The sequence below is a fragment of the Cryobacterium sp. 10S3 genome (assembly GCF_034344045.1).
GTDB lineage: Bacteria > Actinomycetota > Actinomycetes > Actinomycetales > Microbacteriaceae > Cryobacterium > Cryobacterium glucosi.
Genome location: NZ_CP133773.1, coordinates 194,948 through 212,968 on the forward strand (window position 1 = coordinate 194,948; position 18,021 = coordinate 212,968).

General features: G+C 69.1%; 15 protein-coding genes, 1 tRNA gene and 1 pseudogene. 10 read left to right on the forward strand and 7 right to left on the reverse strand.

Going from position 1 to position 18,021, the window contains the following annotated elements; genetic code table 11:
* Positions 1-2: 2 nt before the first annotated feature.
* The 4 genes from RHM57_RS00905 to RHM57_RS00920 all read right to left on the reverse strand — a co-directional run bounded on the left by RHM57_RS00905 (position 3) and on the right by RHM57_RS00920 (position 4,353).
* Positions 3-566, reverse strand: coding sequence for a PadR family transcriptional regulator (locus RHM57_RS00905; RefSeq protein WP_322189308.1), 564 nt, complete (start codon positions 564-566; stop codon positions 3-5).
* 135 nt (positions 567-701) lie between these two features.
* A tRNA-Pro gene (locus RHM57_RS00910) sits at positions 702-775 on the reverse strand.
* An 81-nt stretch (positions 776-856) separates the two neighbouring features.
* Positions 857-1,843 carry a metallophosphoesterase gene (locus tag RHM57_RS00915; RefSeq protein ID WP_134449665.1) on the reverse strand — a complete coding sequence of 329 codons (987 nt, stop codon included), beginning with the start codon at positions 1,841-1,843 and terminating at the stop codon, positions 857-859.
* Positions 1,840-4,353 (reverse strand): transglycosylase domain-containing protein, encoded by a 2,514-nt coding sequence (locus RHM57_RS00920; RefSeq protein ID WP_322189311.1) that lies wholly within the window; start codon positions 4,351-4,353, stop codon positions 1,840-1,842. The genes RHM57_RS00915 and RHM57_RS00920 overlap by 4 nt, the downstream gene beginning before the upstream one ends.
* 110 nt (positions 4,354-4,463) lie before the next feature.
* Here RHM57_RS00920 and RHM57_RS00925 point away from each other — a divergent pair, with 110 nt between their 5' ends.
* Together RHM57_RS00925 and RHM57_RS00930 are read left to right on the forward strand one after the other, a co-directional pair.
* Positions 4,464-4,625, forward strand: coding sequence for a DUF4177 domain-containing protein (locus RHM57_RS00925; RefSeq protein ID WP_166787392.1), 162 nt, complete (start codon positions 4,464-4,466; stop codon positions 4,623-4,625).
* A gap of 2 nt (positions 4,626-4,627) precedes the next feature.
* On the forward strand, positions 4,628-5,098 hold the full coding sequence (locus RHM57_RS00930) for a RidA family protein (protein ID WP_134449663.1): 471 nt from the start codon (positions 4,628-4,630) through the stop codon (positions 5,096-5,098).
* Here RHM57_RS00930 and RHM57_RS00935 read toward each other — a convergent pair.
* Together RHM57_RS00935 and acs are read right to left on the reverse strand one after the other, a co-directional pair.
* The gene (locus RHM57_RS00935) at positions 5,095-6,366 is read right to left on the reverse strand and encodes an acyltransferase (protein WP_322189314.1); all 1,272 of its coding nucleotides are present in this window, start codon (positions 6,364-6,366) and stop codon (positions 5,095-5,097) included. The genes RHM57_RS00930 and RHM57_RS00935 overlap by 4 nt on opposite strands.
* Before the next feature lie 63 nt (positions 6,367-6,429).
* The gene (acs, locus tag RHM57_RS00940) at positions 6,430-8,385 is read right to left on the reverse strand and encodes an acetate--CoA ligase (protein WP_322189316.1); all 1,956 of its coding nucleotides are present in this window, start codon (positions 8,383-8,385) and stop codon (positions 6,430-6,432) included.
* 568 nt (positions 8,386-8,953) lie between these two features.
* On the opposite strand from acs, the gene RHM57_RS00945 reads away from it, so the two are divergent.
* The 5 genes and pseudogenes from RHM57_RS00945 to RHM57_RS19525 all read left to right on the forward strand — a co-directional run.
* On the forward strand, positions 8,954-9,949 hold the full coding sequence (locus RHM57_RS00945; protein ID WP_416173098.1) for a TadA family conjugal transfer-associated ATPase: 996 nt from the start codon (positions 8,954-8,956) through the stop codon (positions 9,947-9,949).
* A gap of 14 nt (positions 9,950-9,963) precedes the next feature.
* Positions 9,964-11,091 carry a pilus assembly protein gene (locus RHM57_RS00950; protein ID WP_322189318.1) on the forward strand — a complete coding sequence of 376 codons (1,128 nt, stop codon included), beginning with the start codon at positions 9,964-9,966 and terminating at the stop codon, positions 11,089-11,091.
* A 567-nt stretch (positions 11,092-11,658) separates the two neighbouring features.
* On the forward strand, positions 11,659-11,865 hold the full coding sequence (locus RHM57_RS00955; RefSeq protein WP_322189320.1) for a DUF4244 domain-containing protein: 207 nt from the start codon (positions 11,659-11,661) through the stop codon (positions 11,863-11,865).
* Positions 11,846-12,244: a TadE family type IV pilus minor pilin gene (locus tag RHM57_RS00960; RefSeq protein ID WP_322189322.1), complete on the forward strand. Its 399-nt coding sequence runs from the start codon at positions 11,846-11,848 to the stop codon at positions 12,242-12,244. The genes RHM57_RS00955 and RHM57_RS00960 overlap by 20 nt, the downstream gene beginning before the upstream one ends.
* Positions 12,245-12,303: 59 nt before the next feature.
* A pseudogene (locus RHM57_RS19525) lies at positions 12,304-12,510 on the forward strand (hypothetical protein); the annotation flags it as partial.
* A gap of 126 nt (positions 12,511-12,636) precedes the next feature.
* On the opposite strand, the gene RHM57_RS00970 reads toward RHM57_RS19525, so the two are convergent.
* Positions 12,637-12,879: a hypothetical protein gene (locus tag RHM57_RS00970; protein WP_134535327.1), complete on the reverse strand. Its 243-nt coding sequence runs from the start codon at positions 12,877-12,879 to the stop codon at positions 12,637-12,639.
* Between the two features lie 141 nt (positions 12,880-13,020).
* Between RHM57_RS00970 and topA the strand changes: the two genes are divergently transcribed.
* From topA to RHM57_RS00985, 3 genes are read left to right on the forward strand one after another with little or no spacing between them, the layout of a single operon-like run.
* Positions 13,021-16,029: a type I DNA topoisomerase gene (topA, locus tag RHM57_RS00975; RefSeq protein WP_322189326.1), complete on the forward strand. Its 3,009-nt coding sequence runs from the start codon at positions 13,021-13,023 to the stop codon at positions 16,027-16,029.
* Positions 16,026-16,688 (forward strand): dTMP kinase, encoded by a 663-nt coding sequence (gene tmk, locus RHM57_RS00980; RefSeq protein ID WP_322189328.1) that lies wholly within the window; start codon positions 16,026-16,028, stop codon positions 16,686-16,688. Before topA ends, tmk begins: the two co-directional genes overlap by 4 nt.
* 50 nt (positions 16,689-16,738) lie before the next feature.
* Entirely contained in the window at positions 16,739-17,947 is a 1,209-nt protein-coding gene (locus RHM57_RS00985) for a DNA polymerase III subunit delta' (RefSeq protein ID WP_322189330.1), read from the forward strand.
* Positions 17,948-18,021 lie beyond the last annotated feature (74 nt).

Below are 18,021 nucleotides of genomic sequence, written 5' to 3' on the forward strand. Positions count from 1 at the left end.
GGTCAGTCGGCCTTTCGGGCTAGTTCGTCCGCGACGATGTCGGGGAGGACGGTGACGAGGTGTTCGTGCCAGGCGATCTCGGCGCGCAGGCGGGCTGCCTTGTGCTGCATGACAAAACTCTCGCTGGCGGTGAGATAGGGGAGGGCGTGCGCCGTGGTGGCTTCGGAATCGGTGAGCATGGCGCGCAGGGCGAGCAGGCGTGCCTCGATCATCAGGGGGAGTTCATCGAGGCGGTCGGGGTCGAGCCGGGTCATCGCGAGGTCGAACGGGTCGGGCTTGAGCACGATCGTGCGCAACCCCTCGAGCCGGAGCGCGGCGAGGTCCCGGCGCCCGGCATCCGAAATCTCGTAGACCTGTCGCTCGGGGTAGTGGCCCTCGCGCTCGACGTGGGCCACGCTGATCAGCCCCTCGGTCGCGAGGCGTTTGATCGCCCCGTACACCGCGCCGACGGAGATGTCCGTCCACATGTGCACGTGCTCCTCCTCGGCGAGCAGGCGGAGCTGGTGGCCGTGCATCGGTCCGCGCTCGGCGAGGGAGCCGAGAATGAACAGGCGAATCGATGACATGCGTTTACTCTCGCACGAGTAGTCATGCGAGTCAAGGCCGAGGGTGATCGCATTCACCAAGCGGATGCCCGCCCTGCGCACAGCAGAAAACCCCCACTCTCGCGAGTGGGGGTTTTCCGTTTCTGTGTTTTGCTGTCGGGGTAACAGGATTTGAACCTGCGACCTCGTCGTCCCGAACGACGCGCGCTACCAAGCTGCGCCATACCCCGATGGCCCGTAAGCCGTGTCAAGTATAACCCCATGCACATGGATGCTCGGTGCAGCCCCCGAACGGATCCCGTGAGCGCCGCCTACGACGAGGCGGTCAGGGTCAGCAGGGTCGCCTCGGGCGGGCAGGCGAAGCGCACCGGGGCGTAGATCGACGTGCCGAGGCCGGCCGAAACGTTGAGGTATGCGCTGCGGAGTCCGGATCCCCAGAGGCTGAGCCCCTTGACCTGAGACCGCGGAATGTCGCAGTTCGTGACGAGGGCGCCGAAGCCGGGCACGCAGACCTGGCCGCCGTGGGTGTGCCCCGCGAGGATCAGTTGCGCGCCGTGGTTCACGAACGAGGTGAGCACCCGGCGGTACGGCGCGTGCGCGACGCCGATCGTGACCGTCGGCCGTGGCTCGCGGTGCTCCGCGGAGTCCGGCCAGGTCTCGTCGCCGAGCGGGTCGTCACCGCGGAGGTCGTCGACGGCCCGGGTGATCAGGTCGAGGCGATCGCGTCCGATGTGCGGGTCGTCCACGCCGAAGAGCTCGAGGTGGGTGCCGTTGATGTCGAGAGCCTCCGCGGCATTGTTGATGTCGTTCCAGCCGAGATTCGCGAAGATCCCGTGCAGACGGTCGGTGTCGAGCCGGTTCTGCGGGGCGGCCTTGAGCAGCGACGGTCCGCCGAAGTACCGGAACGGATTCTTCAGCTGCGGTCCCCAGAAATCGTTGGAACCGTTGACGAAGATCCCGGGGATCCCCGCGAACGGCTCGAGCGTGTACGCGAGGGCGTCGAAGGCATCCGTGTGGCCGAGGTTGTCTCCGGTGTCGACGACGAGGTCGGGCTTCAGCGCGGCGAGGCTGCGCACCCACTCCTGTTTGTCCTTCTGCCAGGGCGCGAGGTGCAGGTCCGAGATGTGCAGCACACGGATCGGTTTCGAGCCTGGGGCGAGCACGGGCACGGATGCCTCACGCAGGGTGAACATCCGACGTTCGAGCAGAGATCCCCAGGCGAACGCGCCGGCACCGGCCGCGGCTAGCGCGCCCGTGCCGACGAGGAGGGCCTTGGCCCCGGTGCCGAGGGTACTCATCCGCCCGCCTTGCCGTTGCCGTTGGTGGCGGCGAGCCTTCCGATCACGATCGTGATGGTGTCACCGGGCTTGGCTCCGCCACCGGCCGCCGGGGACATCGAGATGACCTTGCCCACCTGTGTCGGATCGGTGGTGTCGCCGTCCGTCTTCGCGACGGCGAACTTGCCGAGCGTCGATCGAGCCTCACCCTCACTCTTGCCCACGACGTCGGGCACGACGATCTGCGAGGCGTTGCTGGTGTACACGGTCACGCTCGAGCCGCGGCTCGTGCTTGTTGCTCCTGCCGGGTCGGTCTTGGCGACAGTGCCGCCCGGGAGCTCCGAGTCAATCGGGCCGCCGTCGACGAACAGGAAGCCGGCCGCCTCAAGGGTGGACTGGGCCTCACTGATGCTCTTGCCGCGGAGGTCCGGGATGGGGATCTGAACCGCATTGACGATCGTTCCGGTCGCGGCGGGGAACGCGTCTCCGCCGTACTTGGCGTTGGCGACGCTCATGATGACCGGCCACATCCGGTGCCGGGCGGTGGCCGCCTGGCCGCTCGCGAAGGTGGTGTTGCGCTGGTCCTTGTCGCCGGTGACGCTCATCACTCCGACGATGGTCGCGACCTTGCTGCTTGCGCCGCCCATCCAGGTGTCCTTGTTGCCGTCGGTGGTACCGGTCTTACCGATCATCGGGACCTTCGGGCTCGTGGCCGCGTTCGAGGCGGCGGCAGTTCCCCCCGATCCCATGACCTGCTGCATGGCGGTCGTCATGCCGGCCGCGACGTTGGGGTCGACTGACTGGTGGCAGTCGCTTGTCGGCGCCGGGAGTGTGGCTCCGTCGGAGCCGGTGATGTGGTCGATCACGATCGGGCTGCAGGTGGCGCCCTTGTTGGCGATGCCGGCGAAGGCGACCGCCATGCTCAGGGGCGCGACCTCGTTGGTGCCGAGCACCGCTGAGGCACCCTGCTCGAGCGGGGCACCGTCGGCGCGCGTGACGTCGAAGGCCTCGGCGGTCTTGCGGATGGCACACAGGTCGAGTTTCTTCGCCATGCCGATGAAACCGGTGTTGATGGACCCGATCGTCGACTGCAGCGCACTGTAGTTGGCGCCGGTCTCGGACGACGAGTCGTTCTTCGGGTTGTAGCCGGGGAAGCTCACGGTGCCGCCGGTCGCGCAGCTGTCCCGGAAGGGGCCCCAGTTCGACTTGATACGGGAGTCGACCCGCTCATTGAGCGAGTGACCCTCGGTCAACCACTCGGCGAGGGTGAACACCTTGTACATCGATCCGGGCTGGAACCCGTGCGAACCGCCCTGGTCGACGTTGGTGTTGTAATTGATCCCCGTGTAGTTCGCGCCGGTGGCTTGCACGGCCGGGTCCTGGCTGTAGTCCTTGTTCTGCGCCATGGCGAGAACCTTCCCGGTGCCCACACCGACGCTCACGGCCACTCCGCCGACGTCCCAGCCGGGGAAGGTGTCGGGGACGTTGGCCTTCATCGTCGCCTCAGCAGCCTGCTGGAGGTCCAAGTCGAGGGTCGTGTAGACGTTGAACCCACCACGCCGGAAGTTGGCCATCCGGGTGGTGTCGTCGGCGCCGAAGACCGGGTTGTTCTGCAGAGTACTTACGACGAGGTCGCAGAAGTACGCGCTGCCGCCGGCGGTCTGGCAGCCGGTCGAGGGTTCGTGGATGCTGGGCTCGATGGCCGACGCGATCGCGGCATCGTGGTCGGCCTGGTTGATCTTGCCGTACTTGAGCATCTGGTCGAGGATGTAGTCGCGGCGGTCCTTGTTCGCGGCGTAGCCGTTCGCGGCGCCGTTGGTCGCGCTGTCCGGCTGGTCGAGCTGGAACTTGACCGGGTTGTTCACGATCGCGACCAGGCTCGCGGCCTGCGGGAGCGTCAGCGTCGCCGCCGTCGCGCCGAAGTAGTACTCCGCGGCCGATTCGATGCCGTAGACGGTGCCGCCGAAGCCGGTGATGTTCAGGTACTGGCGGAGGATGTCGTCCTTCGCGTACTTCTTCTCCACGCCGATCGCGAGGCGCATCTCCTTGAGCTTGCGGTCGGGAGTGGTCGCGGTGGCCGCGTCATAACAGTCCGACTTCTTCTGCGCATCCGTGAGCACTTCGCACTTCTGCACGAGCACGTTCTTCACGTACTGCTGGGTGATGGAGGAACCACCGCGAGTGCCGCCGCCCGCGAGGGTCGAGACGAGGCCGCCGACGGTGCCCTGCAGGTCGACGCCGCCGTGGTCGTAGAACCGGGGGTCTTCACCGGAGGTCGCGGCGTCCTTGACGAACTGGTTGATCGCATCCGAGGCGACCTCGACGCGGTTCTGGTCGTAGAACGAGGTCAGGAGGTAGGGGGCGCCGGTGCTCGTGGTCGCGTAGATGTTGCTCTTCTGCGAGAGCTGGTCGATCTTCAGGTAGTCGGGCAGGTTCTCGAAGACGTTGATCGTGTTCGTGGCAGCCATGCCCGACAAAGCGAGAGCGGGAGTGACCGCGGCCGTCACGAGAACACCGACGATTGCACTCATTCCAACGAAACCCAGGAGACCGCCCAGGGAGCCGCTGACCGTTCGATTTTTGGCAGACATACAATTGAGCGTAAGGGACAAATCTGTAAAACCGCCTGAATCGGAGTCTTATGCCTGCCTGGGAGTACCTCACCACCCCGCTGATGATCCACAACACCGCCGCCATCCTGAACAGCTGGGGATCGGACGGCTGGGAGCTCGTCCAGGTCGTGCCGGGACCGGAGGGCGGCCTCGTCGCATACCTCAAGCGTCCCGTCGTGAAGGAGGCCTGATCGTGTCGATCATTGATGCGCGTCTCGCCGAACTGGGAATCGACCTGCCGAGTGTGGTTCCCCCGGTGGCGTCCTACGTTCCCGCTGTCGTCTCTGGCAACCTCGTCTTCACCTCCGGCCAGCTGCCGATGGTGTCCGGCGTGCTGCCGGAGACCGGAAAGGTCGGCGACGGCCACGGTCTCGTGCCCGCCGCGGACGCCCAGGAGTACGCCCGCCTGTGCGCGCTCAACGCCCTCGCCGCGATCAAGGCCGTGATCGGGTCGCTCGACCGCATCACGCAGGTGGTCAAGGTCACCGGGTTCGTCGCATCCGACCCCGGGTTCACCGGCCAGCCCGGCGTCGTCAACGGGGCGTCGCAGGTGCTCGGCGAGATCTTCGGCGACCGCGGCGTGCACGCCCGGTCGGCAGTCGGCGTCGCCGTGCTGCCGCTCGACTCGCCCGTCGAGGTGGAGCTCATCGTCTCGTTCGCTTAGGCGCTCGCGCGCTCGTTCTCGGGCACGGGAGAGGTGGGGGCGGCGGATGCCGCGGCATCCGTTCGCCTGCCGCCGCGCCTCCGTAGCGCACCGGCCGTCTCGCTCGCCCACCGGCCCGTCCAATTCGCGAGGCGTTGCGAGGGCAGCTCGACCCACAGGTACATCAGCTGCGCGAGCGCGAGGCTGAGCGGCACAGAGACGAGCGCGCCGAGCCACCAGCGGCCAGGGCCGAACATCGTGCCGAAGGCGACGACGACCGGGAAGTGCACGAGGTACAGGCTGAAGCTCACCTGGCCGAGCCAGACCAGCGGCCGGGCGGAGAGCGGGCGCTGCAGCGGGGGCCAGAGCGCGACGACGGCGACGACGAGCACGGCGCCGGGCACCCGCAGCGCGAGCGTCAGGTCGCCCCAGAGCCCGCTGAGTTGCGGGCGCAGCAGCCAGTGCGACACGAGCAGCGCGGGGCCGAGGGCGGTGAGCCCGATCCAGATGGCGGTGCCGCCGCGTCGTGCGGCGACCCGGGCCGCCCAGACGCGGAGTGACTCGTGGTTCGCGGCGAGCAGGGCGCCGAGGCCGAACGCGGGCAGGTACATCAGCGGTTCGATGCCGGTGACGTACCCGGTCGCACTCACGGCGAGGAACGCCGCCGCCCAGAGCGCGGGCAGCCGGCGGGTCGCGACGGCGAGCAGCACGCAGATCGGCAGCAGAAGCGAGAACCACATCTCCCAGGTCAGCGACCAGAGCGGCGGGTTGACGTCCGGCCGGCCGGAGCCGCCGATGACGCTCGCCTCGCCGAGCAGGTTGGGGAGGCCGATGTCGGGATTGTCCTGCCGCTTGAGCCAACTGCCGCCGACGTCGATGCCCGCACGCGGCACGAGGAGGATCCACGCGGCGGCGAGGGCGACGGACACGACGACGGGGATCGCCAGGCGGATGATGCGGCGCGGGTAATAGGCCACCCAGTCGTAGCCGCGGGCGGCGAGCCCGTTCGCCGTGCTCGCGGCCCGGCTCGCGAGCGGTGAGCGTACGAGCACGAAACCGCTGAGGACGAAGAAGACCAGCACGAACTCGGGGCCGGCGACGAGGAACTTGAGCGGGGTCAGGGTCGACCACCAGCCCGCCGAACCGGTGTCGACGCCGACGGTCGACTGGTATGCGGCCGCGATGCCGGGAGCGGTCATCGAGACGTGGTGCACGAGCACAATGCCCGCGGCGACACCGCGGAGGGCGTCGAGCGCGACCAGGCGTCCGGACGAGGGAAGACGAGGCATTGTCCCCACGATAGGGGGGCCGCTTGTGAAAACCCTCACTGCCCCCTCGTCCGGCCGGCCCGGCTACCCCAGGGTGTTCTTGATCACCTGCATCACGGAGGTGTCGGCGAGGGTCGTCGTGTCGCCGATTTCGCGGCCCTCTGCGACGTCCTGCAACAGGCGGCGGATGATCTTGCCCGAGCGGGTCTTCGGCAGCTCGTTCACGATGAAGATCTGCCGGGGCCGGGCGATCGCGCCGATCTGCTGCGTCACGTGCGCACGCAGCACCGCCTGGATGTCCTCGTGCGAGGACTCCTCGAGGTGGCTGTACTTGATGATCACGAATGCGACGACGGCCTGGCCGGTCGTCTCGTCGTGCGCGCCGACCACGGCCGCCTCGGCCGTCATCGGGTGCGACACGAGCGAGGACTCGATCTCCGCGGTGGAGAGCCGGTGCCCGGAGACGTTCATCACGTCGTCGACCCGGCCGAGCAGCCAGATATCGCCGTCCTCGTCGAGGCGGGCGCCGTCGCCGGCGAAGTAGCGCGGGTTCTCCTCACCGAACTTCTCCCAGTACGTTTCGATGAACCGCTCCGGGTCGCCCCAGATGCCGCGGAGCATCGACGGCCAGGGCTCGGTGACGACGAGCAGCCCGCCGTTACCGTGGCCCACGTGCACGCCGGCCTCGTCGAGCACGTCGATCGACACCCCGGGGATCGGTACCTGCGCGGCGCCCGGCTTCGCGACGGTGACCCCGGGAAGCGCCGAAATCATGATCGCGCCGGTCTCGGTCTGCCACCAGGTGTCCACGACAGGGGCGACGTTGCCGCCGATCACCTCGCGATACCACATCCACGCCTCGGGGTTGATCGGTTCGCCGACCGAGCCGAGCAGCCGCAGGCTCGACAGGTCGAAGCCCTGGGGAATCTGGCGGCCGAGCTTCATGAACGTGCGGATGGCGGTGGGCGCCGTGTAGAGGATGCTGACCTTGTACTTCTCGACGATCTCCCACCAGCGGCCCGGGTGCGGGGTGTCCGGGGTGCCCTCGAAGAGGACCTGCGTCGCCCCGTTGGCGAGCGGGCCGTAGGTCACGTAGCTGTGACCCGTGATCCAGCCGACGTCCGCGGTGCACCAGTAGACATCCGTTTCGGGGTGCAGGTCGAAGACGTTCTTGTGGGTGAAGGCGACCTGGGTGAGGTACCCGCCGCTCGTGTGCAGGATGCCCTTGGGCTTACCGGTCGTGCCGGAGGTGTAGAGAATGAACAGCGGATTCTCGGCGGGGAAACCCTCGGCCTCGTGCTCGGCGTCGACGCTCGCGAGCTCGTCGTGCCACCACAGGTCGCGGTCGGTCCACTCCACGTCGTTGCCGGTGCGCTTGACGACGAGCACGTTGCGCACGGTCGTCGGCACACCGGTCAGCGCCATGTCGACCGCGGGCTTGAGGGGCGTGACGCGGCCCTTGCGGTAGCCGCCGTCCGCGGTGATCACGAGCACCGCGTTCGCGTCGTCGATTCGTGAGCGCAGGCTCTCAGCGCTGAAGCCGCCGAAGATGACCGAGTGCACGGCGCCGATCCGGGCGACGGCGAGCATCGAGATCACCGCCTCCGGGATCATCGGCAGGTAGATCGCGACCCGGTCCCCGGCCTGCACGCCGAGCTTTGTCAGCACATTCGCAGCGCGCTTCACCTCGGCCGTCAACTCGGCGTAGGTGATCGCGCGGGAGTCTCCTGGCTCGCCTTCGAAGTAGAGCGCGACCCGGTCGCCATTGCCCGCGAGCACGTGCCGGTCGAGGCAGTTCCAGGCCACATTGAGGTGCCCGTCCTCGAACCATTTCGCGAACGGCGGGTTGGTCCAGTCGAGCACGGTGGTGAACGGCTTGTGCCAGTGCAGCAGCTCGCGGGCCTGATCGCCCCAGAATCCGAGGCGATCGTTCGCGGCATCCGTGTAGAGCTGCGCGGTGCCGATGGCTTGGTCCGCGAACTCGGCAGTCGGTGCGAACCTGCGGGTTTCGTTGAGAAGGTGGTCGATCTGAACGCTCATAGCTTGTCGCTCCTTTGCGATGACGGCCGGGTGCGTAACAAGCCCCTCGTGCACCATACCCTGACGATCCGCGAACTCACGTTGCGGGGAATTGCGGAGCGGCTCTCTCCCCGGAGAACTCTCCGGGATCGCCCGAGGTCACCCCTGAATGGGGGCCGCGTCACCGTGTCCTCATTTATGAGGACACGGGGGACTTGCGCATCTTGATTTTCCTTATACACTTGGACTCGTCCGAACGAAAGTTTTGACCTGCATCACGTTTGGTTCCCCCCAATCAGCGTGATGCCGAGGCGGCACCTGTTCCCCCCAATAGGTGCCGCCCCCCTTTTTTAAACGAACCGACGGGTTTCCCGACAGTTTTCCGGCGGTTCGGTGGCTCGTCCTCCACCGTCGTCGCGCACGGCGACGCGTCCCCAGTCTGGTGTTGTGGCCCCGTCCACGAGGTCATCGCCGGATACTTTCGGGTCATGGTGCAACCGTTCGTCGCCGCCCCGTCGCTCAGCCGTGAGCGGATGCCCGAGGTCGCCGACCCGGGCCCGCGCCGGTGACGGGGCCGGTGCCCGGGTCGGTGACGGGGTTGGTGCCCGGGCGGGACCTGGCCGGACTGGGCCCGCTCGCGCGGTACGCGGCATCCGCAGGTGTGACCGACCTGTTCGTGAACGGCGAGGCCGGCCTCTGGGTCGATGCGGGCCTCGGCCCGGTGCGGCAGTCGGGCTGGCGGTGCGCCGAGGCCAAGGTGCGGGCGCTCGCCGTGCGGCTGATCGCGCTCGGTGGCCGGCACATCGACGAAGCGAGCCCGTGCGTCGACGTGCGGCTCGCCGACGGCATCCGGGTGCACGCCGTGCTGCCGCCGGTGTCGAGCACGGGCACCCTGCTCTCGATTCGGCTGCCGCGGCCCGACCGGCCGCGACTGGACGCGCTCGCCGCCGCGGGCCTGTTCGGCTCGGGGACGGCGGGCCTCGCGCTCAGCGACCGGCTGCGTGCAACGGTGCAGGGCCGGGAGAACCTGCTCGTGACCGGGGCGGCGGGCAGCGGCAAGACCACCCTGCTGGCAGCACTTCTCGGCGAGGCTCCGCCGGGGGAGCGCATCGTCGTCATCGAGGACGTCGCCGAACTCCGCATCGAGCACCCCCACGTCGTGGCGCTCGAATCGCGGCAGCCGAACCTCGAGGGCGCCGGGCGGGTCGGCCTGGACGCGTTGCTCCGCGAGGCCCTGCGGATGCGCCCGGACCGGCTGGGGCTTGGCGAATGCCGCGGCGGCGAACTGCGCGAGCTGCTCACCGCCCTCAACACCGGCCATGACGGCGGGGCGGGTACCCTGCACGCGAACTCCCTGGGCGACGTGCCCGCCCGGCTCGAGGCCCTCGGGGCGCTCGCCGGGATGAGCCAGGCGGCCGTCGCCCGGCAGGCGGTCAGCGCGATCGGCCTTGTGCTGCACCTCGAACGCCGCGGCGGTGAGCGCAGGCTCGCGCAGCTCGGCCGGTTCGAGCTCGACGGCCGCGGGCTGCTGGTGGCTCTGCCGGTCGCTGTGCAAGTCGCCGTGCCGGTCGGGGGCGCCCGGTGATGCGCCGTGGAGCGGTGAAGCAAGCCCGAGGGGACGCCGACATCGAGGATGCGGCCCGGATCGTGCAGCGGCTGGCCGTGCTCCTCTCGGCGGGCGTGTCGCCCGTGAACGCATGGGGATACCTGGACGAGGACGCCGCCCCTGACGCCTCTCGTGCTCCGCAGAGGGGTGCGGATCGGAGGCGACCGCGGGTGAATCGGGCGGGTGGCGATTCGCCGGCCGTCGGCATCCGTGTCGTGCGCGCCGCCGGTCTCGCCGCGAGCCGCGGGGACAGCGTTGCGGAGGCCATTGCGGGGGAGGCGCGGGCCGTTGGCGGGCAGTCGGGCTACGCCTGGTGCGCGGTCGCCGCCGCGTGGGAGGTGGTGACCCGGTCCGGGGCGCCGCTCGCCGCGTGCCTGCGTCAGCTCGCGGCCAGCTTGCGCGACCTCGGCCAGCTTCATGCGGACCTCAAGACGGCGCTCGCCGGCCCGGCCGCGACCGCCCGGCTGGTCGCCGTCCTGCCGCTCGTCGGGATCCTCTTCGGCGTGCTGCTCGGGTTCAACACCGTCGCGACGCTGTTCCTGACCGTACCGGGCTGGCTGTGCCTCGGCAGCGGTACCGGACTCATGCTCGCGGGGAGCCGGTGGAATCGCCGGCTGCTCCGGCGGGCCCGGGCCCGGGCGCCGACGCCGGGCCTCGATCTGGACCTGACCGCGATCGCGATGAGCGGCGGCGGTTCGGTCGATCGCGCCCAGGCCCTCGTGACCGAGGCCCTCGGCCGCTATCTCCCCGCCGCGCCAGACCCGCATCCGGAACGAGGCCGGCGGTGCGAGCCCGCGAAGCCCGGCCGCTCCGCCGCCCTCGGCCGCACCGCAAGACGCGGCCGCTCAACCGACCCCGGCTACTCAGCAGACCCCGTCCGCTCCGATGCGGACCGGGTGCTGGACCTGGCCGTGCGCGCCGGCGTGCCCGCCGCCGAGTTCCTGCGCAGCGAAGCCGAGCAGTTGCGCCGCGACGCCCGGACAGCGGGCCAGCGGCGGGCGGTCACCCTCGGGATCGCCCTGCTGGTTCCCATCGGCGTGTGTGTCCCGCCGGCCTTCATGCTGCTCGGCGTGGTTCCGCTCCTCGCGACGGTGCTGTCGACGACGCTCTCGGAGTTCTAGCCGCGGCAGCCGTGCACGAAGAGACCCGGGCACGAAAAGACCCGGGCACGAAAAAAGAGCCGGGCCCTTGGGCCCGGCTCTTTCGAAGTCACGGTGAAACTGTCCAGCTGCTCTAGTCCTTGCGCTCCGGACGAGCTTTCTTGTCGGCGCGTTTTTCCTTCAGAGTCTTCGCTGCGGCAGTCTTGCCGGTGCTCTTCTTTGGGGATTTGTCTGCCATCAGCGCCTCGTTCCCCGGACCCTTGTGGGTGCCGTTGGGAAGACACTACGCTCATCTTTCGCCAAAGGTAACCCCTTTCTGAAATTGGTCGTCGTGGAGCAAAAATCGCCTCCTCAGTGCCGTCCTCGCCCGATCGCGAGAGCGCAGTTTTGGCCCTTAAACCGCGGTCTTAGGGGCCAAAAGTGTACTCTCGCGATCCCACGCGGGGCGGGCGTCCTCAACGGGGCCGGGTCGGGCGGCGTTGTCCACCGAATCCGGATCGGCCGCGGGATTCGGTGTCTGGCGGGCGAATCTGGAACCGATCGTGCCGCCGGACAACCGCGTCGATCGACGCGAGAGGAGAAGAACAGATGCCGAGCTCAACAGACACGGTGAAACGACGACCATGCCGGGCCGTCAGGCGCCTGCGGGAGGATGCGGGCGCCGCGACCGCCGAGTACGTGATCGCCACGATGGCGGCCGTCGGCCTCGCGGGATTGCTCATCCTCATCCTCCGGGGAGACGAAGTGCGCGGCATCCTCACCGAGCTGGTGCGCCATGCCCTCACGGTCGGGTAGCCGGAGGGCCGCATCCCGTGCCGCGGCCGGTGACGCGACCGGCACCGACGGGAGCAGCGTCCCGGCCGAGCGCGGCAGCATCACGGCCGAATTCGCCGCCGTCATTCCGGCCGTGCTCCTCGTGCTGCTGCTCTGCCTCGGCGGGGTGCAGGTCGGCGGTCAGCAGGTCCGGCTGGCGGACGCCGCGGCCCAGGCGGCCCGGTCCCTCGCCCGGGGCGACGGGCTCGACCACGCGACCAGTCTGGCCCGGCAACTCGTGGGCGGCGCGGCCGTCTCAGTGGACCAGCGCGGCGACGCGGTCTGCGCCCGGCTGAGTGCTCCCGCAGAGCTCGGTATCACGGTGACGGCGGGCTCCTGCGCGCTCGGAGGCGCCACGTGACCCGCAACCGCGATCGTGGCTCCGGGTCGGTGCTCGCGGTGGGCATCCTCGGGGCGGTCGTGCTGCTGACCGCGCTCCTGCTCCCGTTCGTCGTGGTGCTCGTCGTCGGCCAGGCCGTGCGGGCGGCGGTGGATGCCGCGGCGCTCGCCGCAGCGGACACGCTGTCGGGACTCGTGGCCGGGGTGCCCTGCGAGGCCGCGGCCGAGATCGCGGCCCTCGACGGGGCATCCGTGGCGCGCTGCACAACGGCCGGCCCGATCGCGAGCGTCACGGTCACCCGGGAATTTCTCGGCTGGAACCTGAGAGCGCGCGCCAGGGCCGGTCCACCGGGTTCGGCGGGTGCACCGGGAGGCGGAGCTTCGCCCGGGAACGATCGGGGCGGAGTGGCCGGCTCAGTCGAAAATGGCCTCGAGGTAGCGGTAGTCGACAGCCGTCGGTCGCTCGGGAAACTCTGTGGAGTCGAACTCCAGGCCGGCGCCGCGGGTATAGAGGTAGCGCTTGCCACCGGACTCCGCGGGAATCTCCAGACGAGGCCGGATGTCGCCCGTCTCGAGGAACTCCGTGGTGATCGTCTTGCCTTCGAGGGGGCCGTCCGTAAGCTTCGCGGTGTACGTGCCCGTAGCTGCTGTACCCATGCCTCCATTGTCCTCACCCAGGCGAGGCTGGCAAGCCCCAAAGCCCTTTGTGACGTGTGGCCGATTAGGTGGGCACCATCTTTGTGTGTGTATGGTGTGCCTTGGCCCTTCAACGGGCCGATACCTATAAAGAGGAGTCTGGTGCCAGGCACTAAGAAGCTGGTCATTGTCGAATCGCCGACAAAAATGAAGTCGATCGCCGCGTATCTCGGCGACGGCTACGAGGTCCTGTCCTCGGTCGGCCACATTCGGGACCTGATCGAGCCAAAAAACCTGCCCCCTGAACTGAAGAAGGGGCCCCTCGGCAAGTTCTCCGTCGACGTCGACAACGGCTTCGAGCCGTATTACGTCGTCTCCGACGCGAAGAAGAAGACCGTCGCCGAACTGAAGCGGGCGATGAAGACGGCCGATGAACTCCTGCTCGCAACTGATGAGGACCGCGAAGGAGAGGCCATCGCCTGGCACCTCCTGCAGGTCCTCCAGCCCAAGGTCCCCGTGAAGCGCATGGTGTTCCACGAGATCACCAAGGAAGCGATCCTCAAGGCCAAGGACAACACCCGCGACCTCGACACGGCCCTCGTCGACGCGCAGGAGACCCGGCGCATCCTCGACCGCATCTACGGTTACGAGATTTCCCCCGTGCTCTGGCGCAAGGTCGGCCCCGGCCTCTCCGCCGGCCGCGTGCAGTCCGCTGCGACCCGCCTCGTCGTCGACCGCGAACGCGAACGCCTCGCGTTCGTCTCCGCCGGCTACTGGGACCTCTCGGCCCAGCTCGCGTCCGGTACGGCGCGCGAGGATGCCGCGTTCCAGGCCAAGCTCGTGCGCCTCAACGGCGAACGCATCGCCTCCGGCGGCGATTTCGACGATCTCGGCCGCCTCAAGCCCAAGGTCACGGCGACGACGCTCGACGAGGCATCCGCCCTCGCCCTCGCCGACGCGCTCAAGGAACCGAGCGTCGCGATCACCGTGACCAAGGTCGCCTCCAAGCCGTACCGTCGCAGCCCGGCCGCCCCGTTCACGACGTCGACCCTGCAGCAGGAAGCCGCCCGCAAGCTGCGCTTCACCGCCCGGCAGACCATGAGCGTCGCCCAGTCGCTCTACGAAAACGGCTACATCACCTACATGCGTACCGACTCGCCGTCGCTCTCGCAGCAGGCGATCACCGCGGCCCGCAACCAGGCATCCTCTCTCTACGGCCCCGAAACGGTGCCGGCCCAGCCGCGCCTCTACAAGGGCAAGAGCAAGAACGCGCAGGAGGCCCACGAGGCCATCCGCCCGTCTGGCGATACCTTCCGCACGCCCTCCTCGCTCGCGAACACCATCCGCGGTAACGACTTCCGCCTCTACGACCTGATCTGGAAGCGCACGGTCGCCTCGCAGATGGCCGACGCGACCGGTTCGACCGCGTCCGTCACCATCGCGGCAGGCCCGACCGGCGTCTCGCCGCACCCCGCGGCGTCCGGCGTGCTCGCCGAGTTCTCCGCGAGCGGCACGGTGATCACCTTCCGCGGCTTCATGCTCGCCTACGAGGAATCCCGCGACGAAGAGCGCAACGCGCCCACCGATCCGACCGAGTCCAAGCTGCCGCCGCTCGAAGAGGGCCAGTCGCTGTCCCTGCTCGAGGTCGAGGCCAAGGGCCACGAGACCACCCCGGCCGCCCGGTACACCGAGGCGAGCCTCGTCAAGAAGCTCGAAGAGCTCGGCATCGGCCGCCCGTCGACGTATGCCTCGATCATCTCCACGATCACCGACCGCGGCTACGTCACCCCGCGCGGCCAGTCGCTCGTGCCGAACTGGATCGCCTTCTCCGTGGTGCGCCTGCTCGAGGAATACTTCACCGATCTCGTCGAATACGACTTCACCGCCGAGATGGAAGATGACCTCGACCGCATCGCAGACGGCAAGGCCGACCGCGTCGACTGGCTCAACAGCTTCTACTTCGGCTCCGAGAAGCACCGCGGTCTCCGCCAGGTCGTCGACAACCTCGGGGAGATCGACGCCCGGTCGATCAACTCGATGCCGATCGGTGACGACATCACCCTCCGCATCGGCAAGTACGGCCCCTACCTCGAGGTCATCGACCCTGCCGCCGCAGCGGATGCCCCGCCGCGCCGGGTGAACATCCCGCCGGACCTCGCACCCGACGAACTGACCCCCGCGAAAGCACGTCAGCTCATCGACGCGCCCGTCGTCATCGACCGCGTCATCGGGGTCAACCCGGAGACCGGCAAGAACATCGTCGCCAAGGACGGTCGTTTCGGCCCGTACGTGACCGAGCTCGACCCGGCACCCGCCGAGCCCGCCGTCGTCGAACTCGTCGAGACCCAGACCGAGTCCGCCGGCGAGACCATCGACCCGCTCACCGGTGAAGTGACCCAGCTGGTCGACGCCGGCGCTCCCGCAGCGAAGCCCAAGCGCAAGCCGGCCGCGAAGAAGATCGCCCCCGCCGACAAGCCGCGCACCGCCTCGCTGTTCAAGTCGATGGACCTCGCGACGATCGACCTCGAGACCGCGCTCCGGCTGCTCGCCCTCCCGCGCGTCGTCGGCCTCGACCCCGAAACGCAGACCGAGATCACCGCACAGAACGGCAAGTTCGGCCCGTACCTGAAGAAGGGCGTCGACACCCGCTCGCTCACGAGCGAGGACCAGATCTTCGAGATCGACCTTCCCGGAGCGGTCGAACTGTACAGCGAGCCCAAGTACGGTGCGCGGCGTGCGTCGAGCGCCCTCAAGGAATTCGAGACGCCCGACCCGGACAGCGGCAAGGCGATCAAGATCAAGGACGGCCGATTCGGCGCCTACGTCACCGACGGTGTCACGAATGCGACGATCCCGAAGGCCGAGACGGTCGAAGAGGTCGATTTCGACCGGGCCGTGCAGCTCCTCGCCGACAAGCGCGCCAAGGGACCGGCCGTCAAGAAGGCGCCCGCGAAGAAGGCCCCCGCCAAGAAGCCGGTCGCCAAGAAGCCCGCAGTGAAGAAGCCCGTCGTGAAGAAGGCCACCGCCACGAAGACCACGGTCACGAAGACCACGGTCACCAAGACCGCGGTCCGCAAGCCGGCCGTCACCAAGACCGGGACCTCCACCAAGACCGCGACGACCAGGACTGCAGCGACGAAGACTCCCGCGGGTTCGACCACCCAGTCGTGACCGCAGCAGACGTGACCGGGGCGGCCTCCACCGAGGCCGCCCCGACCGGCCTCTTCATCACCCTCGAGGGCGGCGACGGTTCGGGCAAGTCCACCCAGGCCCGGCTGCTCGCCGAGTGGCTCGGTGAGCAGGGCCGCACGGTGCTGCGCACCCGGGAGCCCGGCGGCACCGTCGTCGGCGTCGAAATCCGCGAGATCGTCCTGCACCACACCGGCGAGGTGTCCCCGCGCGCCGAGGCCCTGCTCTACGCGGCCGATCGCGCCCAGCACATCGCCACTGCCGTGCGTCCGGCGCTCGCCCGCGGGGAAGTGGTGGTCCAGGACCGCTACCTCGACTCATCCGTCGCCTACCAGGGCGCCGGGCGGGTACTCGGCGCCGCGGAGATCCGCGAGCTGTCGCTCTGGGCCGCGGAAGGCCTGCTGCCAGAGCTCACCATCCTGCTCGACCTCGATGAGACCGTCGCGCGCGGCCGGCTCGACGCCGCCAACAAGCGTTTCGACCGCCTCGAGGCCGAGAAGGGCGAGTTCCACCGGCGGGTGCGTGCCGCGTTCCTCGACCTCGCCAGCGCCGAGCCCGACCGTTTCCTGGTCGTGGATGCAGCGAGCCCGGTCGACGAGATCGCCGCCGCCATCCGCGCCCGCGTCGCCCCCCTCCTCTGACCTCGCACGCGTCGGGGCGGGATGTCAGCGGCGACCGGTACCCTGAGGGAATGAGCGTGTGGGACAACCTGACCGGCCAGGCGGATGCGATCGCGATCTTCCGCGCCGCCGCCGCGCCGCAGCAGAGCGCGGCTGACGCCCCCGCGAGCACCGCCGGCAGCACCGTCGCCCCCGGCTCCTCGGCTTCGAGCACCTCCGCGTCCATGACGCACGCCTGGCTCATCACGGGCCCGCCCGGTTCGGGCCGGTCCAACCTGGCCTTCGCCTTCGCCGCCGCCCTCCTCAGCCCGGGAACGCCCGCCGAAGACGCGACCGCCGAACGGCTCGTGGAGGCCCGCACCCACCCCGACCTCGTCGTGCTCGCCACCGAGGGCGTCATCATCAAGATGGAATCCGTCAAGGAGGCCGTCAAACGCTCCCAGTATTCGCCCTCGGTCGGCCGCTACCGGGTCATCGTCGTCGAAGACGCCGACCGCATGGTCGAGCGCACCTCCAATGTGCTGCTCAAGGCCCTCGAAGAGCCGCCGGAACGCACCGTGTGGATCCTCTGCGCCCCGAGTGAGGCCGACCTGCTGCCGACCATCCGGTCCCGGGTGCGCACGGTCAGGTTGCGCGTGCCGAGCGTCGCCGACGTCGCAGCACTCCTTGTCGCGCGCGAGGGCGTCGACCCTGTCATCGCCGAGCGCTGCGCCCGCGAAGCACAGAGCCACATCGGCATGGCGCGGCGGCTGGCCACGAACCCCGAGGCCCGCGAACGGCGCGAGGAAACCCTGAAGGCCGCGCTCGGCATCCGTGGGGTCTCGCACGCGGTGAACGCCGCGGCGCGACTGCTCGCGATCGCCGGTGACGACGCGAAGGCGATCACCCTCGAGCGGGACGCCGCCGAACGCGAGGGTGTGCTCCGCTCCCTCGGCGTCGAGCCCGGCAAGTCGGTGCCGCCCGCGCTCCGCGGCCAGATCAAGGCGCTGGAAGACGACCAGAAACGGCGGGCCACCCGGAGCCTGCGCGACGGGCTCGACCGGATCCTCGTGGATCTGACCTCGCTGTACCGGGATGTGATCATGGTACAGTTCGGCCGCGAGAATGAAGTGATCAACCGCGAGCTCCTCGTCGGAGTGCGCGCCGCAGCGGCGGCGTGCGCGACCGTCACGACGCTCGCGACACTGGACGCCATCGCGATCGCGCGGCAGAGAATTGAATCCAATGTGGCACCGGCCCTGGCCCTCGAGGCAATGCTGGTGTCCGCCATCCGGCGATGAAGCGATGACTACGACGATGACCGCACGATGCCACCGCCCACGCGCGGCGCTCGTGAGAGCCTGAACCGCCTGCA